Annotated in this window: 16 protein-coding genes; 11 read left to right on the top strand and 5 right to left on the bottom strand. The window is 66.9% G+C overall.

Annotated elements, in window-relative coordinates:
• Positions 1–66: 66 nt before the first annotated feature.
• Positions 67–666, top strand: coding sequence for a chalcone isomerase family protein (locus DNK89_RS21485; RefSeq protein WP_060986298.1), 600 nt, complete (start codon positions 67–69; stop codon positions 664–666).
• 289 nt (positions 667–955) lie between these two features.
• A complete protein-coding gene (locus tag DNK89_RS21480; RefSeq protein ID WP_110961769.1) occupies positions 956–2,605 on the top strand; it encodes a methyl-accepting chemotaxis protein in 1,650 nt (549 codons plus the stop codon).
• 32 nt (positions 2,606–2,637) lie between these two features.
• Here DNK89_RS21480 and DNK89_RS21475 read toward each other — a convergent pair whose 3' ends face one another.
• From DNK89_RS21475 to DNK89_RS21465, 3 genes are all read right to left on the bottom strand, one after another.
• Positions 2,638–3,348 (bottom strand): phosphoglycolate phosphatase, encoded by a 711-nt coding sequence (locus tag DNK89_RS21475; protein ID WP_110961768.1) that lies wholly within the window; start codon positions 3,346–3,348, stop codon positions 2,638–2,640.
• Positions 3,349–3,426: 78 nt separating this feature from the next.
• A complete protein-coding gene (locus tag DNK89_RS21470) occupies positions 3,427–4,959 on the bottom strand; it encodes a hypothetical protein (RefSeq protein ID WP_238990891.1) in 1,533 nt (510 codons plus the stop codon).
• A 2-nt stretch (positions 4,960–4,961) separates the two neighbouring features.
• Complete coding sequence (locus DNK89_RS21465; RefSeq protein ID WP_110961767.1) at positions 4,962–6,308, bottom strand: SPFH domain-containing protein; 1,347 nt, start codon at positions 6,306–6,308, stop codon at positions 4,962–4,964.
• 228 nt (positions 6,309–6,536) lie between these two features.
• Here DNK89_RS21465 and DNK89_RS21460 point away from each other — a divergent pair, with 228 nt between their 5' ends.
• The 3 genes from DNK89_RS21460 to DNK89_RS21450 all read left to right on the top strand — a co-directional run bounded on the left by DNK89_RS21460 (position 6,537) and on the right by DNK89_RS21450 (position 10,142).
• Positions 6,537–7,235, top strand: a complete 699-nt coding sequence (locus DNK89_RS21460; protein WP_110961766.1) for a response regulator transcription factor — start codon at positions 6,537–6,539, stop codon at positions 7,233–7,235.
• Between the two features lie 211 nt (positions 7,236–7,446).
• Positions 7,447–9,615, top strand: a complete 2,169-nt coding sequence (locus tag DNK89_RS21455; RefSeq protein ID WP_238990890.1) for a HAMP domain-containing sensor histidine kinase — start codon at positions 7,447–7,449, stop codon at positions 9,613–9,615.
• Between the two features lie 128 nt (positions 9,616–9,743).
• A complete protein-coding gene (locus DNK89_RS21450; protein ID WP_110961764.1) occupies positions 9,744–10,142 on the top strand; it encodes a hypothetical protein in 399 nt (132 codons plus the stop codon).
• A 21-nt stretch (positions 10,143–10,163) separates the two neighbouring features.
• Here DNK89_RS21450 and rpe read toward each other — a convergent pair whose 3' ends face one another.
• The gene (rpe, locus tag DNK89_RS21445) at positions 10,164–10,844 is read right to left on the bottom strand and encodes a ribulose-phosphate 3-epimerase (protein ID WP_110961763.1); all 681 of its coding nucleotides are present in this window, start codon (positions 10,842–10,844) and stop codon (positions 10,164–10,166) included.
• A gap of 89 nt (positions 10,845–10,933) precedes the next feature.
• Here rpe and apaG point away from each other — a divergent pair, with 89 nt between their 5' ends.
• The 4 genes from apaG to DNK89_RS21425 all read left to right on the top strand — a co-directional run bounded on the left by apaG (position 10,934) and on the right by DNK89_RS21425 (position 15,981).
• Positions 10,934–11,341: a Co2+/Mg2+ efflux protein ApaG gene (gene apaG, locus DNK89_RS21440; protein WP_015016065.1), complete on the top strand. Its 408-nt coding sequence runs from the start codon at positions 10,934–10,936 to the stop codon at positions 11,339–11,341.
• An 88-nt stretch (positions 11,342–11,429) separates the two neighbouring features.
• The gene (locus DNK89_RS21435) at positions 11,430–13,448 is read left to right on the top strand and encodes a site-specific recombinase (RefSeq protein WP_110961762.1); all 2,019 of its coding nucleotides are present in this window, start codon (positions 11,430–11,432) and stop codon (positions 13,446–13,448) included.
• Between the two features lie 159 nt (positions 13,449–13,607).
• Positions 13,608–14,867 (top strand): cation:proton antiporter, encoded by a 1,260-nt coding sequence (locus tag DNK89_RS21430; RefSeq protein WP_110961761.1) that lies wholly within the window; start codon positions 13,608–13,610, stop codon positions 14,865–14,867.
• The gene (locus tag DNK89_RS21425; protein WP_110961760.1) at positions 14,857–15,981 is read left to right on the top strand and encodes a YbdK family carboxylate-amine ligase; all 1,125 of its coding nucleotides are present in this window, start codon (positions 14,857–14,859) and stop codon (positions 15,979–15,981) included. The genes DNK89_RS21430 and DNK89_RS21425 overlap by 11 nt, the downstream gene beginning before the upstream one ends.
• A gap of 40 nt (positions 15,982–16,021) precedes the next feature.
• Here the strand turns inward: DNK89_RS21425 and DNK89_RS24425 are convergent, their stop codons facing one another.
• On the bottom strand, positions 16,022–16,420 hold the full coding sequence (locus tag DNK89_RS24425; protein ID WP_161958967.1) for a tautomerase family protein: 399 nt from the start codon (positions 16,418–16,420) through the stop codon (positions 16,022–16,024).
• A 493-nt stretch (positions 16,421–16,913) separates the two neighbouring features.
• Between DNK89_RS24425 and DNK89_RS21415 the strand changes: the two genes are divergently transcribed.
• Both DNK89_RS21415 and thiL read left to right on the top strand, forming a co-directional pair.
• A complete protein-coding gene (locus DNK89_RS21415; RefSeq protein ID WP_110961758.1) occupies positions 16,914–17,831 on the top strand; it encodes a LysR family transcriptional regulator in 918 nt (305 codons plus the stop codon).
• Between the two features lie 36 nt (positions 17,832–17,867).
• On the top strand, positions 17,868–18,842 hold the full coding sequence (thiL, locus tag DNK89_RS21410; RefSeq protein ID WP_110961757.1) for a thiamine-phosphate kinase: 975 nt from the start codon (positions 17,868–17,870) through the stop codon (positions 18,840–18,842).
• The last annotated feature ends 72 nt before the right edge of the window (positions 18,843–18,914 follow it).

Below are 18,914 nucleotides of genomic sequence, written 5' to 3'. Positions count from 1 at the left end.
GTTGCGGCCCGAAGGGAGCGCTGCAACAATTTGAAACGAACGACCGTTCTTTTTTAGGAGCTGCGCATGAAATTCCTGACGCGATGGGCTGTGATGGCCGGTGCATGCCTGCTGGCAGCCAGCGCCGTTGCCCAGCCCATGACCGTGGCCGACGTGAAATACGAAGAAACCGCCAGCGTGAGCGGCAGCACCCTGCAGCTCAATGGCGCCGGGGTGCGCTACAAGGCGGTTTTCAAGGTGTACACGGCAGGGCTGTATCTTGAAAAGAAAGCCGGCACACCTGCCGACGTCATGGCCCAGAAAGGCCCCAAGCGCATGAGCATCACCATGCTGCGCGACATCGACTCCACCGAGCTGGGCAAGCTGTTCTCGCGGGGCATGGAGGACAACATGGACCGCGCTGCGTTCTCCAAGCTCATCCCGGGCGTGCTGCGCATGAGCCAGATCTTCTCGGACCACAAGAAGCTGGTGGCGGGCGACCAGTTCCAGATCGACTGGATTCCCGGGACCGGCACCATCATCACCGTCAAGGGCAAGCCGCAGGGTGAGCCTTTCAAGGAGCCCGAGTTCTTCAACGCGTTGCTGGGTATCTGGCTGGGCAACGCGCCAGCGGACTGGAAGCTCAAGGACGCCTTGCTGGGCAAGACCGCCCAATCCCCGTCCTAAAAGGCTCTGTTTGCCCTAGGGCAAACACCCACGCTCTCCCGGCCCCAGTTGTCGCGCGTCCGACAGACGCGCCCTCTACCCGGGAGTAGCCTGCCTCTTACTTATTTCGCCACAGCCATTTCCCATCTTTTTGAGACTTCCGACGACGCGACAACCGGCCTCCCGCTGCGCACACCCGCAGCGCCCGAGGCCACGGCCTGAACCGAGTTTTATGCGCTACCCGCGCCCCGCAACGAGCCGTCTGTAACGCCCCTTGTGATCCCTGCCCTCCTTCGCGCCAGACACCACCATGAAACTCAGCAACCTTTCCGTCGGCTTGCGCCTGAGCGCATCCTTCGGCGCCATTTTGCTCATCACAGCCCTCATCGCGGCCACCGGAATGTGGCGCATCGCCAGCCTGCAAAGTGCCAGTGAGCGCGTCGCCACGCAGGAGATCGAGCAGCAGACCCTGGTGGAAGACTGGGCGTCGGACATCCGCCTGAACTGGGTGCGTACCGAAGCGTTTCTCAAGGCCATCGACCGCGACTACATGGACAAGCTCACCGCAGACACGCAGGCAACGGCCAAGGGCATGGAAGCCAAGGTCAAGCGCATTGAGGGGCTGGTGCAAGGTGACAAGGCCAAGGGCCTTTTGGCTGCGATTGCCACGGCCCGTCAGGCCTACAACGACAAGCTCAACGAAATCCGGGAACTGCATCGCGGCGGTGAGCCCAACGTGCCCGCCCTGGTGGACAAGGACCTGCGCCCGCTGGCCGACAAGTACCTCCAGTCCCTGGACGACCTGCGCAAGACCATGGCCGCCCAGCTGGCCGAAAGCCAGGCCGACACCTCCACCCTGGCCAAAGCCAGCCAGGTGCTACTGGGGGTGGGCACGCTGGTGGCCGTTGCGCTGGGCGCGCTGATGGGCCTGACCGTCACGCGCTCCATCGTCCGCCCCTTGCAGCAAGGCCAGCAAGCCGCCGAAAGCATTGCCGATGGCGACCTGACCCACCCCATCACCGCCAGTGGCAACGATGAAACCGGCCAGCTGCTCCAGGCACTGTCCACCATGCAATCACGTCTGGCCACCATCGTCGGCAACGTGCGCTACAGCGCTGAGGGCGTGGCCACGGCCAGTGCCGAGATTGCATCGGGCAATAACGACCTGAGCGCCCGCACCGAACAGCAGGCCAGCGCACTGGAAGAAACCGCCGCCTCCATGGAAGAGCTGGGCTCCACCGTGCGCCAGAACGCCGACAACGCCCGCACCGCCAACCAGCTGGCCATGAGCGCATCCACCGTCGCCCAGCAGGGCGGCGACGTGGTGGCCGAGGTGGTGGACACCATGAAGGGCATCAACGACAGCAGCCGCAAGATCGCCGACATCATCAGCGTGATCGACGGGATCGCCTTCCAGACCAACATCCTGGCGCTGAACGCCGCTGTGGAGGCTGCCCGTGCCGGCGAGCAGGGCCGGGGCTTTGCCGTGGTGGCGGGCGAGGTGCGCAGCTTGGCGCAACGCAGCGCCGAAGCCGCCAAAGAGATCAAGGGCCTGATTGGCACCAGCGTGGAGCGCGTGGAGCGCGGCACAGCCCTGGTGGACAAGGCCGGTGCTACCATGACCGAGGTGGTCAGCGCCATCCGCCGCGTGACTGACATCATGGGCGAAATCAGCGCTGCCAGCAGCGAACAGAGCCAGGGCGTCTCACAAGTCGGCGAAGCCATCACGCAGATGGACCAGGCCACGCAGCAAAACGCCGCCCTGGTGGAACAAAGCGCCGCAGCCGCCGACAGCCTCAAAACCCAGGCCGGCCAGCTGGTGGATGCCGTGGCAGTGTTCCGCCTTTCGGACAACGCCACGCGCCACAACAGCTCCGCGCCCGCCCCAGTGCGCAGCAGTGCCCCCACAGCGTCGCGTCTGGACTACCGCAACGTGGCGCCGCGCCAGCTGACCGCCTGAACGCCAGCGCCCCGCGGACCGAACCGGCAGGCTCAGGTCAGCTGGGCCAGCGAATCCACAAAACCATCGGCGTCCACGGCCCGCACGGGCTGGCCGTGGTTGTAGCCGTAGGTGACCAGCACGACAGGGCACCCGGCCGCCCGTGCAGCCTGCGCATCGTTGCTGGAGTCGCCCACCATGAGCGTGCGCGCGGGGTCGGTACCCAAGGCTTCGCAGGTCTTGAGCAATGGCAACGGGTCGGGCTTTTTGCGCTCGAACGAGTCGCCACCGAAGACATTCTCGAAATACCCGTCAAGGCCCTTGGACTGCAGCAGGGGCAGCGCAAAGTCCCGGGGCTTGTTGGTCAGGCACGCCAGCCGCAGGCCACGGGCTTGCAAAGCCTGCAGCCCCGCCTTCACACCGTCATACACCCCCGCGTACTGGCCATTGATGGCGAGGTAGTGGCGCTGGTAGCTGGCCCATGCCGACGGATAGAGCGCTTCAATTTCCGTAGCAATAGAGGCTTGATTGACATGCGCCAGGACGTGATTCAGCACTGAGCGCAACAGATGCTCCGACCCCTTGCCCACCATGTGCTCGATCGTCTGGGCTGCAATCGACGGCAGCTCCAGCTCACGCAGCATGCGGTTCAGGGCCTCGTTGAAATCACCCATGGTGTCCACCATGGTTCCGTCCAGGTCGATGATGGCGGCGTCCACACGGGTGAGCAAGGTGGACAGCGAAGGCGTAACGGCAGCGGGCATGAAGCAGGCATTCAGTGAGAAAGACGGGGCCAAGTTTACGGACCCCGCCAAATCCTCCCCCGACCTAGCTTGCTTCGTTCAACGCAAGCTCAGCGTTTCGCGCTTCCATGCCGGGTCTTGCCAGCGCTGGAACAGGGGCAGCGCTGCCACATCGCCCGTCACGCGTTCGGTGGTTAAACCCTCCAGCCGCACCACCTCAAAGCTCTTGCGGTAACGGCCCTGGCCCCGGGCTTCGCGGGCCACCAGCATTTGCTGGCCGCCGGGCACCCAGCCCGCCCATTCGGCCACGCCGGTCTCGGGGGTGGTGGCGGCCGGCGGCAGCACGTCGGCCAGCCAGCCGCCTTCGGTTTTGCGCAGCACCCACAGCTCGCGCCAGCCTTCCATGGGTTGCACAGCCAGGGCCACGGCCGTGCCTTCGCGGTTGGTGCTGGCCGATGCGGCCCATACCACGCCATAGGTGCAGCGGCGGAGTAGCGGGGCCTTGGCGCTGTGCTGTGCGTCCACCAGCAGCACGCAGGTTTCGCCGGGGGCGCCGGGTTCGGTCAGCAATGTGGGGCGGTTGCCCGCAGCCGCCACCGGGGCCGTAGCAGGCACCAAGGCCCAGCGCACAGCGCTCACGCGCATGGCGGCGTCGTTGTAGGCGGCCTGGTCTTCGTCCGGCAGTTCGGCCTTGCTCACGCCGCTGAGTTCAGTCAATGCGCGAGCAGCGGCAGCGGCCACCGGTGGGTCGGCAGCGTTCTTGCGCGCCAGCTGAAAGGCGGCAGCACCCCACACGCTGGCGCGGCGCATTTGCAAGCGGTTGCGCAGGTAGCCGGGCAGGTTGGCCACCTCCACGCGCTCCAGCACGTCGGCCTGCCAGGTGGTGACCTTGGCACGCTCGTGCGCAGGCAGGTCGGGGTTGATGCACTCGGGGCGGGTCAAGGCCAGGGCGGCGCGGGCGCGCTGCTCGGCATCGGCCACGGGCATGGCCAGCAGGCGGCGAAACGCCTCGCCCTCGTAGCAGACCTGCATGCGGCCTTCGACCTCGTAGGTGGCAAAGCGCACGCCGTAGCCGTTGGCTACATCCAGGTGCGCCGACAGCGTGGCGCCCGAGGCCTTGCCCGGCACGGCCACCGAGGCGCGGCGGGCCAGCCGGTCGGCAAAGGTGCCCAGCGCATCAAAGGCCTGCGAGCCCTCCGCGCCAGCCAAAGCCTTGGCGGGCGCGGCTTGCAGGTAGGCGGCCGTCAGGCCAATGCCCAACGCCTCTGCGCCGGGCGTGTCTTGCACAAAGCGCATGACGGCCAGCAGCGCGGGGCCTTCGGCCTCGGTCAGGGCCACGCGGCGCACATCGCTGGCGCGGATGAAGCCACCGCGCTCGCGCTTGTGGTCCCACACCTGCAGGTAGTCGAGGCGCTCGCCGCGCACTTCGAGCACTTCGCCCTGCCACAGGCTGGCCTGCTGCTGGGCGCCGTCGCGCGGGGCGGCGCGCAGGCTGGCCTGGTCTTGCACGACGATGGCGCTGCCCTGGGCATTGGTTGCGGGTACTGGTGCGGGTACAGGGGCGGCCTCGGCCGCCACGGTCACTGCGGCGCTGGCGACGGCGGCCAGCAAAGTGGCGAGGGTGGCGTTCATGTTCACTGCTCCACGGCTTGTGTGGTGGTGGCGTCGTCGGCCACGGCCGCAGCCTGCGCTGCACCGGCCTGGGCGTTTCGGTTGCCGCCCAGCAGCGCGGCGCCGATGAAGTCGCCATTGGTGGGCGGGGGCGCGATGATGACCTGGATCTTGTCCGAGAGCTTGTCGGCCAGCGTCTTCTGGATGAGCAGCGGGTGCTTGGTCACCAGCGCGCCTTCGCGGGCCATCTGCTCGGCATTCACCTTGCCCACGCGGTCCATGCGGTAAGCCTCGGCTTCGGCCAGCTTCTGGCGGGCGTCGGCCTCACCATTGGCTTCGATGCGGCGGGCCTGGGCGGCGCCTTCGGCCGCTTTGACGCGGGCCACGCGTTCGGCTTCGGCTTCCAGCTGGCGCTGCTCGATCTGGCGCTGCTTGAAGGGCAGCACATGCTTCATGGCCTCTTCTTGGGCCTTCGCGGCGATGACCTGCTCGCGGGCGGCGGCTTCGGCGGCCACTTCGCGGCGCACCTTGTCGGCGTTGGCGTCCAGCTCGGTTTCCTTCACGCGCTTGTCTTTCAGCTCCAGCGTGTAGCGCATTTTTTCGGAGGCCAGCTCTTCGGCCAGCAGGCTATCCATGCCCCGGCGGTACTCGGCGGGTAAATCCACCTTGCCAATCTGCAGGCTGCGCAGCGTGACGCCATCAGCCGCCAGACGGGTGCGCAGCTCCGTTTCGATGATCTGCGCGATCTCGGCACGCTTGGACGAGAAGATTTCACGCACTGTGTAGCGGGCAAACACCTTATAGACCAGGCCTTGCACGGCGGGCTCGACGATGTCGGCGCCCACGTTGTCGGGCAGGTTGCCGGCCTTGACGGCGGGTGAGTTGGGGTCCAGCGCATAGCGCACGCTCAAATCCAGCCCCAGCGACAGGCCTTCCACCGACTGCAGCGGCGCGCTGCCTGTGGCCTGGCGCATGGCTTCGGGGCGGTAGCTCTGATCGCGCAGAGAGAACACGCGCACTGTGTGCAGGCCGGGCACCACCCACACGCTGCCATCGCGCCACAGGCTCACCGCGCCGGTGAACTGGTTCAGGCGCACACCCAGGTCACCTTGCGCCAGGTGTTGCACGGGCGGGTTGCGGTACACCATCAGGCCCGCTGCGGCGACCACGGCGCCAGCGGCCAGCCAGCGTACGGTGCGGGCCGTGGGCAGCAGGTAGGCCCAATTCAACGGGGCGGCCGACGCGGGGCCCGCTGTGGGGGGGATGCCTTGCAGATCAGCGTCCAACACGGGTTCCGTGCCCGCTTCGGGCAAGGGGGTGGAGCGACGGCCCTTCAGGGTCTGCACGATTCGATTCCAGGTGGCTTTCATGGTGTTTCTCTCTCAGATTGGTTCGGTGTTGTTGTCGGTTCTGAGCGGCCAAAGTGGCTGGCTCATTGAGGACCGATTGTTCGGATCCGCCCCGGAAGCAACAACGCAGCGCAGCCCCCAATGCGCTCACACCGCGCGCACGAACCTTCCGCCCCCGGAAGAAAAACTCACACCGCCCGGCGCGGGCCGCCGGGATAATCCGCCCAACCCTTACTGCCCGCCCTGCCTATGACCCGCATTGCCGTGATCGAAGACGACCTGCCCACCAGCAACCAGTTGGCCGGGTGGATACGCAGCGCCAAGAGCGGCATCGTCATCGACCAGTGGTTCACCCGCGACGAGGCCGAGGCCGCGCTGGCACGCGAGCACTACGACGCGGTGGTGCTGGACATCGAACTGGGCCGCGAGCGCCATGCGGGCGTGGCCCTCATCAACGCCATCAACAAGCTGCGCCAGGGCACGCCGGTGCTGGTGGTATCGGCCATGCCGGCGGCCATTTACCGCAGCATCATGAAGGCGCTCGATGCGTGGGACTACCTGCAGAAAACCACGTTTGAAGAGGCCGATTTCATCGAGACCTTTCTCGACATCCTGCGTACCACGCAGGCGCAGGCCCCGGTCAGCGCAGCCCCTGCCCCCGTGGGCGACGCACTGGTGCTGGACCCGCTGTGGCAACGCACCCCCACCTGGCGCGGCGAGCGCATCAACCTGCCCCTGACGGCCCAGCGCATCCTGGCCACGCTGCACCAGCGCAGCGGCGAAGTGGTGTCGTACGACGAACTGTTTGAGGTGGTGAAAAGCGGCCGCAACCGCGACAACGTGCGCAAGCATGTGAGCACCATCCGCGAAGCGCTGCGTGAAGTCGATCCTGGGTTTGAGGGAATAGAAAACGTGCCCATGCGCGGCTTCCGCTGGACGGGAAGGTGAACACCCCCCTGAGGCCCTGCGGGCCTTCCCCCCGCTCTCGCATTGCTGCGCAATGCGGGCAGGGGGACGCCGCCAGCGCGGCGGGGCGGCCCTTGCGCGGCAGCCCTGGCCTGGGCAGCGCCAGCTTTGGCCGCCCTGAACGGTACTTTCACGCGAGAGGAATGGAGTGAAACGCCTACTGCACCCCGCACTTGAAATATCACGCCTGGAAATGCCCCGCCTAGGCCTGCCCGCATTCCGCCTGCGCATCTTGGTGCGCGGCGTGTTTGTGCTGCTGGCCCTGGCCACGGTGGCGCTGAGCGTGGTGGTGCTCAAAGACGAAAAGGAGCGCGCCTGGCAGGCCTACCAGCACGGCTTTGTGCGCAGCCAGGCCGAGGTCATGGCGCGGCTGCGCCACCCCTCGGGCCAGTTGGCGCTGCTCAACGCCAGCCACCTGGGCCAGGGCGTGACGCCGCTGGCACCGCTGCTGCTGCCCTACGCAGCCATCGACTTTGACGACCCGCAAAAATCGCAGCAGGCGGTGGAGATGGCGGGCTGCTCGGTGCAGTACCCCGACGGGGCCTCGGTGTGCGCAGCGATTGGTAACAACCCCTATGCGGGCGGTTTCATTTACCTGGTGGGCAGCTTTTATGCGGGCGAGCTGACGCCCCGCGAGCGCGGTGCGCTGGTGCCTGCCGAGGCGCACCGTGCGCGCATCAGCCTGGACATGCGCGGCGCCACCTACCGCTGGATTGCGCCGTACGAGGCCATGCCCGCGCAGGGAAGCGCTGCCGTGCGCGGGCGCCTGACGGGATTTGTGGACAACGGCGCGCCGCAGCTCGACGCGCGTGCACGGCCCGTGCGCGACTTTCGCGGCTGGCTGTGGCAAAACGGCCAGTGCCGCGATCTGCCGCCTAAGCCCACCAACCAAGCCTCCACTGGCACCTCTGCTGGCGCCCTCACTGGCGAGGCTTCAGCGACGGACTGCCTGCGCCGCACCCACTACTCGATCCGCCTGCCCGTCGAGCTGTTCCGCGAAGCGCTGTTTCGCAAGGACGAGCCCCTGGTCTGGCCGCCCGAGGATCTGGGGCAAATGCGTGTGCGGGTCGAGATGCTGGCGCCGGGCGAAGACGCCAGGCCGCTGTTTGACAGCAACGCGCCCGGTGCGCAATTGGCCGCATCGCTGGGCGACCTCTCGCGCAGCCTGCTGCCGGGCGAACGGGTGCAGATCCGCAAAATGGGCAGCGACGAGGCCAGTGCCCTCACCCTCAAGGGCGTCGAGGTGCAGGCCGAGCCCTCAGCGCCCTGGCTGCTGCGGCTGATCCGCTGGCTGCCGCTGGAGGCAGCAGGCGTGGGCCCGGCAGCTACGCCACCAGAGGCCCCCACAGGCCTGGACATTCTGGACACGCCGACCGGCAACTACGTGGTGAACTTCACCGGCCATCTGCGCGGGGTGGAGCAAGGCCTGGCCGCCGTGGCCACGCGCCTGTCGTGGTACCTGGGCGCCATGCTGGGCGCCATTGCGCTGGCCTGGTTGGTGGTGGAGGTCGGCCTGATCCGCCGCGTGACAGCCCTCACCCGCCGCGCCGCTGCGGTGTCATACAACGTGCAGCCCGGCCACACCGGGCCCCGGCTGGGTGACCTGGATGTGTCGGACCTGCGAGGCTCGGACGAGCTGGGCATTCTGGCCGGGGGCCTGGCTGACCTGCTGCAGCGCGTGAAGGACGACCTGCAACGCGAACAACTGCGCGCCCAGCAAGAACGCGACATGTGGCACGCCGTGGGGCACGAGATCATGTCGCCCCTGCAGTCGCTGATGGCGCTGAACGGCCCGCAAGACCCCGGCCACCGCTACGTGCAGCGCATGCAGCAAGCCATCCACGTGCTCTACGGCACGGCATCGCCCGCCGAGGCGCTGCAGGCCGCCGATGTGCCCGAGGGGCGGCTGGACCTGGACGCCTTCTTGCGCAACGTGGCCAACAACGCACACTTTGCGGGCATTCTGGATGTGGTGTACGCCCCGGGTTCGAACAACTCAAGCCCGGTGATCGTGCGCGCCGACGAGTTTGCACTCGAAGACGTGGTGACCCATATCTTGCGCAATGCCGACCGCTACCGCCCCGCAGGCAGCCCGATCACACTGACGCTCACAGCATCAGAATCCACCGCCAGTGCCACGCTGCACAACCAGGGATCGACGATTGCCGAAGACCTGCTCGAGCGGATTTTTGAACTGGGTGTGTCCGACCCCAGCAGCCCCACCCCGTTGGGCGAAGGCGAACACCGGGGCCAGGGGCTGTTCGTGGCCAAGACCTACATGGCCAAGATGGGCGGCACTATCAACGCCCGCAACACCGAGGGGGGTGTGGCATTCGTGCTCACCTTCCAGCGGCTGGGCTGACGCGGGGCGCAGAAAAACACACCCCAGGCGGACAGGGAGGCTGCGCGCCGTCCGACAAGGCGTTGTAGGGTGGAGCGCTACGCTGCGATCACGCCTTCGGGCAATGACCACAACAAGGAGTCCTTCCCATGAAACGTCCCGGCTTTTTGCCCTCCGCACCGCTGTCTTTGGCACTGGCCAGCGCTTTGTTCACCGCCAGTACCCTGGCCATGGCACAGCCATCGCCCGCCGCAGATGCCCACGCACGCTACGAGCAGGAGCGTCAGAAATGCATGACCAACAATACCCAGGATTCGCTCGCCACCTGCCTGCGCGAGGCGGGAGCCGCCCAGGACGCAGCACGCAAGGGCCAGCTCAGCAACCCGGGGCCACAGGCAGCTGACAACGCCACGCAGCGTTGCTCCGCCTTTCAGAATGCCGACGAGCAGGCCGAGTGCGTGCGCCGTGTACAGGGCCCCGCCAGCGGATCGGTATCCGCAGGCGGTGTGCTGCGAGAGTCCGTCACCACCACCGTGGTGCCGCAGTAAGCAAGCACCCTGGGCGCGTGATCAGCCCAGTTGCGTGCGCATGGCGTCGATCACACCCTTGTAGTCGGGCTTGCCAAAAATCGCGCTGCCCGCCACAAAGGTGTCAGCCCCCGCGTCGGCCACACGGCGGATGTTGTCGGTCTTGATGCCGCCATCCACCTCCAGGCGGATGTCCTTGCCCGAGGCATCGATGCGCTTGCGCACGGCTTCGATCTTGCGCAGTGCAGAGTCGATGAAGCTCTGGCCGCCAAAGCCAGGGTTCACGCTCATGATCAGGATGAGGTCGATGTCGTCGATCACCCAGTCCAGCACAGCCAGAGGCTCAGCCGGGTTGAACACCAGGCCGGGTTTGACGCCCTTGGAACGGATGGCCTGGATGCTGCGGTGCACGTGGCCCGAGGCATCGGGGTGAAAGCTGATGTAGTCCGCCCCCGCGTCGGCAAACGCAGCGGCCAGAGCGTCCACCGGCTGGATCATCAGGTGCACGTCAATCGGCACGGCCGCACCCGCAGGCGTTTTGGCGTGAGGCTTCAAGGCCTGGCAGACCATGGGGCCAAACGTCAAGTTGGGCACGTAATGGTTGTCCATCACGTCGAAATGGATCCAGTCGGCGCCAGCGGCAATGACATTGCGCACTTCTTCGCCCAGGCGGGCAAAGTCGGCAGAGAGGATGGAGGGGGCGATTCGGAATGTGCGGCTCATCCCCCGATTGTCGCAAAGCGCAGAACCCCTGGGGTTTTTGGCGCCCGGCAGTGGCCCACACGCAGGGCGGCACGGTTACCATGCGGCCCATGCCAAAGTACCAGTTTGACGTGGAAGTGCTGCCCGAATACCTGCCCGAGCAGTCTGCGCCGGACACGGGGGTGTTCAGCTTCGCGTACACCATCACCATCACCAATGCGGGCGATGCACCCGGCCAGCTGATCTCGCGGCACTGGATCATCAGTGACGCGCGCGGCCACACCGAAGAGGTCAAGGGCCTGGGCGTGGTGGGACAGCAGCCCCTGCTCAAGCCCGGGGAGTCGTTCCAGTACACCAGCGGCTGCCGCCTGCGTACATCCAGCGGCACCATGCACGGCACCTTCCATTGTGTGGCCGAGGACGGCGAGCCGTTTGACACGCCCGTGCCCCTGTTTGTGCTGGAGGCGATCAGCCACGGCCCATCGGGCGAACCCCTGAGTGGCCGGGTGCTGCATTGAAGAACCATTCCCACAGCCCCCACGCTCACCCTTCCGTGGGGCCGCTTCCCATTGGAGGAGCTGCTTTGCTGCTGAGGGCAGTCCGACCATGAAAAATTCCGCCGAGCCCAAAGACCTCGCCGACCTGCTGGCCGCACTGGACCCCACCGCCGATCTGGCCCATCGCCATCTGTGGCTGGTCTACCTGCTGAACTGGGTGCGCGGCAAGCTGGATTCCGTCCCTGCCGCTGTGGGGCGGGTGCAGCTGTTCGTGGAGGCGGTTGCAGCGCGCCCCGATATTCAGGTGCGGCTGCGTGCCTGGTGGGCGACGCTGGTGGACCAGGTGGACATCACCACATTGCTCGCAGACTTTGGCTTTGCGCCCCGCACCGCCCTGGTGAGCGAGATCGCCGAGCGCCTGCGCACCAAGCTGTTGCCCGGCAGCCCCGAGACCATCGATGCGTCCGAACTGTTCATGCTGGCCTTGCCCAGCGCGTTCGACGCGCAATGGCTGGCCGCACTGGATGAAGCCACCCTGAATCGCCTGGTGATGCTGCTGGCCCAGGACAACGCCGACGAGCGCGCTGGCGGCGCCACGCGCTGGCACCGGGCGCTGCTCGATGCCATCACCTACTGTGCAGGGCAGATTCTTTCGACCGGTTTTGCACCCGAACTCCGGCTGCGTATGAGCGAATCCGCGCGCGACGCACAGCCCTTCCATGCGCTCATCCGCGATGTGGAAAGCCTGCGCGTGGAGGTGCTGCACGCCCTGCGCACTCCCGACCGGCTCAACGAAACCGCCCAACGCCTGCGCGAGCGGCTGGAGTCGTGCCGTGCCGCAGCCGCCACGGTGTACACCCACTTCGAGGACAACGGCATCTCGGTGGGCCTGGTCTTTCGCCTGCGCCAGTTGCGCGAGCGCATCTTGCGCGTGCGCGTGCTGCTCGACTGCCTGCTGTCCGCGCAGCCCGCCGTCACTGCGGCGCAGCTCATGGCACAGCTGGTGATGGTGGGGCAGGAGCGGCGCAGCCTGCGCGCGCTGCTGGCCTCCAACTCCTCCCTGCTCGCGGCCAAGGTGGCCGAGCGCAGCGCCGAAACAGGCGAGCACTACATCACCCGCACCAGCGCCGAATACCGTTCCATGCTGCGCAAGGCGGCGGGGGGCGGGGCGCTGATGGCCTTCACCACCCTGATCAAGTTTGGCCTGTATGCGCTGGCGCTCTCGGCCTTCTGGGGCGGTTTCATGGCCGGCATCAACTATGCCGTGAGCTTTGTGCTGATCCAGTTGCTGCACTTCACGGTGGCCACCAAACAACCGGCGATGACCGCGCCCGCCATGGCGGCCAAGCTCAAGGAGCTGGGCTCCGGCGACGCCATCGAGTCGTTCGTGGACGAGATCACGCACCTGGTGCGCTCGCAGGTCGCCGCGGTGCTGGGCAACGTGCTGGTGGTGTTCCCGGCAGTGCTGGGGCTGGCCGCGTTGATTGCACTGGCCACCGGCCACCCGGCCATCAGCGCGAAGCAGGCAGAGCATGTGTTCGAGTCCCTGCACCTGCTGGGGCCGTCGCTGTTCTTTGCCGCGTTCACCGGGGTGCTGCTGTTCGCGTCCAGCATCATCGCCGGCTGGACGGAGAACTGGTTTGTGCTGCACCGCATGGACTCGGCCCTGCACTACAACCCGCGCATCACCGGGCTGCTGGGGGCCGAGCGCGCTGCGCGCTGGGCGCGCTTCCTGCGCGAGAACCTGTCGGGCTTTGCGGCCAACATCTCGCTGGGCTTCATGCTCGGCCTGGTACCCGCGTTTGCTGCGTTCTTCGGGCTGGGCCTGGATGTGCGTCACGTCACCCTGTCCACCGGGCAGATGGCGGCCGCCAGCGCCACACTGGGGCTGCAGGTGCTGCAGCTGCCCGCGTTCTGGTGGGCCATGGCCTCGCTGCCTTTCCTGGGTGCGTTGAACGTGTCGGTGAGCTTCTACCTGGCCTTCAGCCTGGCGCTGCGCGCGCAGAACGTGAGCGGTGTGGACCGCGCACGCATCTATGCCGCCATCCGCGCCCGACTTCGCACTGCACCCTTGAGCTTTTTTGTGCCCGAGCGGCACAGCCCGGTGCCCACACCGGCACAGGGTTGACGCGCCAACCGCCGTCTCTGTCCTACAAGGGCGGAGTGTTTCCGCCTGTAAATTCGGGGGACCAACGCTCCGGCCCACACCGTCCCGCCTGCGGACGGCCCTTGTGCCGGAGTCTCCACAGCGACGGGCTCCGCCCGTCTGACGCAGAGGTCTGATGACATGAATGAAATCCTGAGCTTTTGGGCGCAGTGGCTGCGCCCGTCGGCCGGGCTGCCCACGGTGCAATGGTCACTGCTGCTGGCGGTGGCCGCCATGGCGGGTTATCTCACCCAGCGCCACACGGGCCTGCCCAAGGTCGTGGGTTATTCGCTCGTCGGCACGGCAGCGGGCCTGGCCGGCTTCAGCGGCGCGGTCTGGCCGCTGCAGGGCATTGGCCTGTTCCTGCTGGAGCTGGGGGTGGCCATCGTGCTGTTTGAATGCGGCGGCCGCATTCCGCTACGCTGGTTCCGCCACAACCCCATGGTGCTGGTGCAGAGCATTGCCGAATCGGTGCTGACCTACTTTGCCGTGTACTGGGTGCTGGTGTGGCTACAGTTGCCGCCCCAGGCGGCAGGTCCGCTGGCGCTGGTGGCGCTGGCTGCATCGCCTGCAGTGCTGACCCGCGTGGTGGCCGACACCCGCGCTGCGGGCCCGGTGACGGAGCGCGCCATCGTGCTCACCACACTCTCCACGCTCTACGCGCTGACGTTGGGCAGTGCCAAGGCAGAACTCATCAACCGCCAGAGCCTCACCCTGCTCGAAACCATCTCGCCCGTGGTGGTGGTGCTGGGCGTGTCCATTCTGGTCGCCGCCGCGTTGTCTCTGGTACTGCGCCTCGCGCTGCGCTTCATGAGCCCCACGAGCGAAAACACCTCCATGCTGTTCCTGGCGCTGGTGGCAGCAGGCACAGCGGTGGCGGCGCACATGGGCGGCTCCGCCCCCCTGGCCGCCTTGCTGGGCGGCATGATGCTCAAGCAGCTCAACCCCCGCCCCTGGGCCTGGCCACGCCAACTGGGCAATGCCTCGTCACTGCTCACCATGCTGATGTTTGTGCTGGTCTCCACCGTGGCGGCGCAGGCCGACTGGAGCGCCCCCGTGGCCGGTGTGGTGCTGGCCCTGATTGCCGTGCGCCTGTTGGCCAAGGCGCTGGGCGTGGCATTGGGCAATGTGGGCAGCGGCGCCAGCTGGAAGCAAGCCCTGTGGGTGGGCTGCGCGATGACGCCCATGTCCTCCATCGCCCTGCTGATTGCCTCGCAGTTCGTGCTCGCATCCCCTTCCACCGGCCATGTGATTGCGGGCGTGGCCCTGCCTGCCATCTTGCTGATGGAAGTGTTCGGCGCCGTCATTGCCACCGTGGCCATTTACCGTGCGGGCGAAAGCTCCAAACCCTGGGCGCCCCTGACGCGCAGCAACAATGGAGAGAACCACCGTGAGTCTTGAAGCCTTCAACCATTCCGAGCCGCTGACGCTGGGCGTCGAGCTGGAGCTGCAGCTGGTCAACACCAACGACTACGACCTCGCGCCCTATGCCGAGGACATGCTGCGCCTCATGAAGAAAACCCCGCTGCCCGGCAGCGTGGTGCCCGAGATGACGAACAGCATGATCGAAATCTCCACCGGCATCTGCCACTCGGCCAGCGAGGTGCTGGGCCAGCTCACCCCCATCCGCGATGCGCTGGTCAAAAGCGCCGACAAGCTCAACATCGCCGTGGTGGGCGGTGGCACCCACCCTTTCCAGCAGTGGCACGAGCGCCGCATCTACGACAAGCCACGCTTTCGCGAGCTGTCCGAGCTGTACGGCTACCTGTCCAAGCAGTTCACCATCTTCGGCCAGCACGTGCACATTGGCTGCCCCGATGCCGATGCCGCGCTGCTGATGCTGCACCGCATGTCGCGCTACATCCCGCACTTCATTGCGCTGTCGGCGTCCAGCCCGTACGTGCAGGGGCAGGACACGGCGTTTGACTCGGCCCGGCTCAACTCGGTGTTTGCATTCCCCCTGTCAGGCCGCGCCCCGATGGCGCTGACCTGGGACGACTTCACCACCTATTTCAACAAGATGACCCGCACGGGCGTGGTCAAGAGCATGAAGGACTTCTACTGGGACATCCGCCCCAAGCCCGAGTTCGGCACCATCGAGATCCGCGTGTTCGACACGCCGCTGACCATCGAGCGCGCTGCGGCCTTGGCGGGCTACGTGCAGTCGCTGGGCGCGTGGTTCCTGGCCGACCAGCCCTTCATGCCCGAAGAGGACGACTACCTCGTCTACACCTACAACCGCTTCCAGGCCTGTCGCTTTGGCATGGACGCGGTGTACGTGGACCCGGCCACGGGCGACCACATGCCGCTGCGCGAGCACATCCTGCGCACCATGGACAAGATCGCAGGCCATGCGGCTGTGCAGGGTGCGTCGAGCGCCATGCACATGCTGCGCACCGAGGTCGAGGCGGGGCAAAACGATGCCCGCTGGCTGCGCCAGCGCCAGAGCGAAGAGCAACTGTTGGCCGAGGTGAGCCGCCAGGCGGCACAGCGCTTTCGCGGCGCGGTGGCCTGATCTGCACGCCTGGAGCCGGCCGCCTCACGCACTCGCCAGCTCATGCAGCCAGCACCAATCTGCGCGCCTGCTGCGTGCGCCCGCCATAGCCCCAGTCGCTGGCGGGCAGCTCCCGCACCACCACATAGCTGGCCGCAGCCAGCGCGCCATCACCCGCCAGCTGGCGCTGCAGCTCGGCAAACGCGGCGGCGATAAAAGCGGCCTTCTCTTCCTCGGTGTTCGTGCCCTGGGTGATGCTGATCTCCAGCAAGGCCGTGGGTTGTGCCACGGACGCACCGCCGATGTGCCAGCGCGCGGCAGGCAGGTCGTCGATGACCACGGCCGTCACCTCGCGGCGTTTGCCCAATAGCTGGACCGTATGGTCCGTCAGCGCACGGGCCAGCGCCTGGTAGCGCTCGGGGTTTTGCAGCGGGGTCAGTTTCAGGACAAGGGTGGGCATGGCGTATTCGCTTCCAGGGTGGATAGGTGGGAGGGTGCGGATGGGATCCGCATTGCATGAAGAACCCGTCGGGTCAGGCGCACAAGCCCCCGGGCCACCCAGGCATGGGCTTCGCGGATCGCCTCCTGGCGCAACTGCAGAGCGTGACACTTGGCGGCATCGCGCAGGCGCTGGTAGTCGTCGGGGTGCAAGTCGGGAGGCAGATACGGACTCATGGCATTCCTTTCGGGGTGGAGCCACTGTAAGCAGCACAGGGCGCGGCGGAAACGGCCCGCGGGGCAATACCGTTTTGCGCGGACTGCAAGGCATGTCCTGCATCACGCTCGCGCGTTGGTGGTAGTGCGGATCGGGAGGGGCCGCAAGGCGTCTTTTTGCAGCCCATAGCGGGGCTATTGGCAAAAAAAGCAACGCAGCGGACCGCCCGAGGCCGCGCTATCACCGACCGCAGGGAGTGATGCAGGACATCACAAGACCCCGCCGTTACCATTGCCCGATGCGCGAGATCCGCTTTGAAGACATGCACCTGTTTGCCCGCGTGGCCGACCTGGGCTCGCTGTCGGCCGTGGCGCGCGAGCGCGATGCCTCGGTGAGCCAGGTCTCGCGCGCGCTGGCGCGCATCGAGCAATCCTGCGGTGCGCGGCTGGTCCACCGCAGCACGCACGGCCTCACGCTCACAGCCGAGGGGCAGACCTTTCTGGACTACTGCCGCCGCATCACCGGTGCACTCGACGAGCTCGAAGGCGAGTTCGCCCAGCAAAGCAGCCAGCCCAGCGGCTGGGTGCGCGTGGCCTCCAGTTCGGTAGTGGCTGAATACCTGCTGATCCCCAGCATTGACAGCCTGCAACAGCAACACCCGCAGCTGCGCGTGGAGCTGGTGGTGGACGACCGCATGGCTGACATGGCGCGCGATGGCATCGACATCGCCATCCGCACCGGCCCGCCACTGACCGACACCGTGGTGGCGCGCCCACTGGGCACGCTGGCCCGTGCGTTGTACGCCACGCCCGGCTACCTGCAAGCCCGCAGTGTGCCGCAGCAGCCGGGCGACCTGCGCCAGCACCGGCTCATCACCAACAGCGCGGTGGCCTTTCTGAACCACTGGCCCTTTTTGGTTGATGGCGTGCCCGAGGTGCTGGTGGCCGAGGGCCACTGGCGCTCGGGCAGCACCGCCATCACCGCGCGGCTGGCGTTGCAGGGCCTGGGCATTGCGCGACTGGCCACGGTAGTGGCCGAGCCCCTCGTGCGCCAGGGTCTGCTGGCGCCGGTGCTGGCCGACTGCGTGGACCTGCAGCCCACGCCCATCCACGCCATCACCCTCACGCGCAGGCACCGGCTGCCCAAAATTCAGGCCTGCATCGACCACTGGGCGACGTGGTTTTCTGCACAAGCCAGCAGTGCTGGATACCCATGACGCCTTTTGACCTTTTCTGGATTACCAACCACTGCCATGGGTGAATTCGACCTGATTACCCGCTATTTCACCCGCCCCGTGCGCAAGGCGGCCCTGGGTGTGGGCGACGACTGCGCGCTGCTGGCGCCCGCACCCGGCATGCAGCTGGCCGTCTCCAGCGACATGCTGGTGGAAGGCCGCCACTTCTTTGCCGACGTGGACCCCGAAGCCCTGGGCCACAAGGCGCTGGCCGTGAACCTTTCGGACCTGGCGGCGTGCGGCGCCAAGCCGCTCGCATTCACCCTGGCCCTGTCACTGCCCCGGGTGGATGAAGCGTGGCTCGCAGGTTTTTCGCGCGGGCTGCTGGCGCTGGCCGATACGCATGGCTGCGAGCTGGTGGGCGGCGATACCACGCAAGGCCCGCTCAACATTTGCATCACCGTGTTTGGCGAGGTTCCCACCGGCCAGGCCCTGCTGCGCAGCGGTGCGCGGCACGGCGACGACATCTATGTGAGCGGCACGCTGGGCGACGCCCGGCTGGCGCTGGAGGCCCTGCTCGGCCACATTACCCTGCCCGCCGAGGTGCTCGCCCGCGCGCGCCAGCGGCTGGAGCGCCCCACCCCGCGCGTGGCCCTGGGCCTTGCCTTGCGCGGTGTGGTCAGCAGCGCGATGGATGTGAGCGATGGCCTGCTGGGCGACCTATCGCACATCCTGAAGGCCTCTGGCGTGGGGGCCCGCATCGACACCTCATTGACTACTGATTTGATAGCAGAAAAGGCATATTCGACTAGCGCATCTGGCGTATTCGACGCCAAACTGCTCCACCAATGCACCTTGGCTGGCGGTGACGACTACGAACTGGCCTTCACCGCCCCACCCGCGCGGCGCGATGCCGTGGCTGCCGCGTCGCAAGCCAGCGGCACGCCCGTCACCCGCATTGGCACGGTGCTGGCCGAGCCCGGCCTGCAGTTGGTGGATGCACTGGGGCACGTGGTGGAGAACCGCTATGCCTCGTTCGACCATTTCGGGTGATGGGTGGTGGACGGCAAAAATTTTTTCAACCCATGAATCCTTTTGCGCAAACAGCGGCTCTTGGTGGTGAAG

Source organism: Acidovorax sp. ST3 (assembly GCF_003231145.1).
GTDB lineage: Bacteria > Pseudomonadota > Gammaproteobacteria > Burkholderiales > Burkholderiaceae_C > Acidovorax.
This window is presented reverse-complemented; position numbering and strand designations above follow the sequence as displayed.

What these genes read in the sequence shown, in the direction of transcription:
- DNK89_RS24425 (WP_161958967.1), bottom strand. Translation starts at nt 16,420, where the DNA reads ATGCCCACCCTTGTCCTGAAACTGACCCCGCTGCAAAACCCCGAGCGC.
- DNK89_RS21450 (WP_110961764.1), top strand. Translation starts at nt 9,744, where the DNA reads ATGAAACGTCCCGGCTTTTTGCCCTCCGCACCGCTGTCTTTGGCACTG.
- DNK89_RS21460 (WP_110961766.1), top strand. Translation starts at nt 6,537, where the DNA reads ATGACCCGCATTGCCGTGATCGAAGACGACCTGCCCACCAGCAACCAG.
- DNK89_RS21430 (WP_110961761.1), top strand. Translation starts at nt 13,608, where the DNA reads ATGAATGAAATCCTGAGCTTTTGGGCGCAGTGGCTGCGCCCGTCGGCC.
- DNK89_RS21485 (WP_060986298.1), top strand. Translation starts at nt 67, where the DNA reads ATGAAATTCCTGACGCGATGGGCTGTGATGGCCGGTGCATGCCTGCTG.
- DNK89_RS21415 (WP_110961758.1), top strand. Translation starts at nt 16,914, where the DNA reads ATGCGCGAGATCCGCTTTGAAGACATGCACCTGTTTGCCCGCGTGGCC.
- DNK89_RS21475 (WP_110961768.1), bottom strand. Translation starts at nt 3,348, where the DNA reads ATGCCCGCTGCCGTTACGCCTTCGCTGTCCACCTTGCTCACCCGTGTG.
- DNK89_RS21470 (WP_238990891.1), bottom strand. Translation starts at nt 4,959, where the DNA reads ATGAACGCCACCCTCGCCACTTTGCTGGCCGCCGTCGCCAGCGCCGCA.
- DNK89_RS21455 (WP_238990890.1), top strand. Translation starts at nt 7,447, where the DNA reads ATGCCCCGCCTAGGCCTGCCCGCATTCCGCCTGCGCATCTTGGTGCGC.
- DNK89_RS21480 (WP_110961769.1), top strand. Translation starts at nt 956, where the DNA reads ATGAAACTCAGCAACCTTTCCGTCGGCTTGCGCCTGAGCGCATCCTTC.
- rpe (WP_110961763.1), bottom strand. Translation starts at nt 10,844, where the DNA reads ATGAGCCGCACATTCCGAATCGCCCCCTCCATCCTCTCTGCCGACTTT.
- thiL (WP_110961757.1), top strand. Translation starts at nt 17,868, where the DNA reads ATGGGTGAATTCGACCTGATTACCCGCTATTTCACCCGCCCCGTGCGC.
- DNK89_RS21465 (WP_110961767.1), bottom strand. Translation starts at nt 6,308, where the DNA reads ATGAAAGCCACCTGGAATCGAATCGTGCAGACCCTGAAGGGCCGTCGC.
- DNK89_RS21435 (WP_110961762.1), top strand. Translation starts at nt 11,430, where the DNA reads ATGAAAAATTCCGCCGAGCCCAAAGACCTCGCCGACCTGCTGGCCGCA.
- apaG (WP_015016065.1), top strand. Translation starts at nt 10,934, where the DNA reads ATGCCAAAGTACCAGTTTGACGTGGAAGTGCTGCCCGAATACCTGCCC.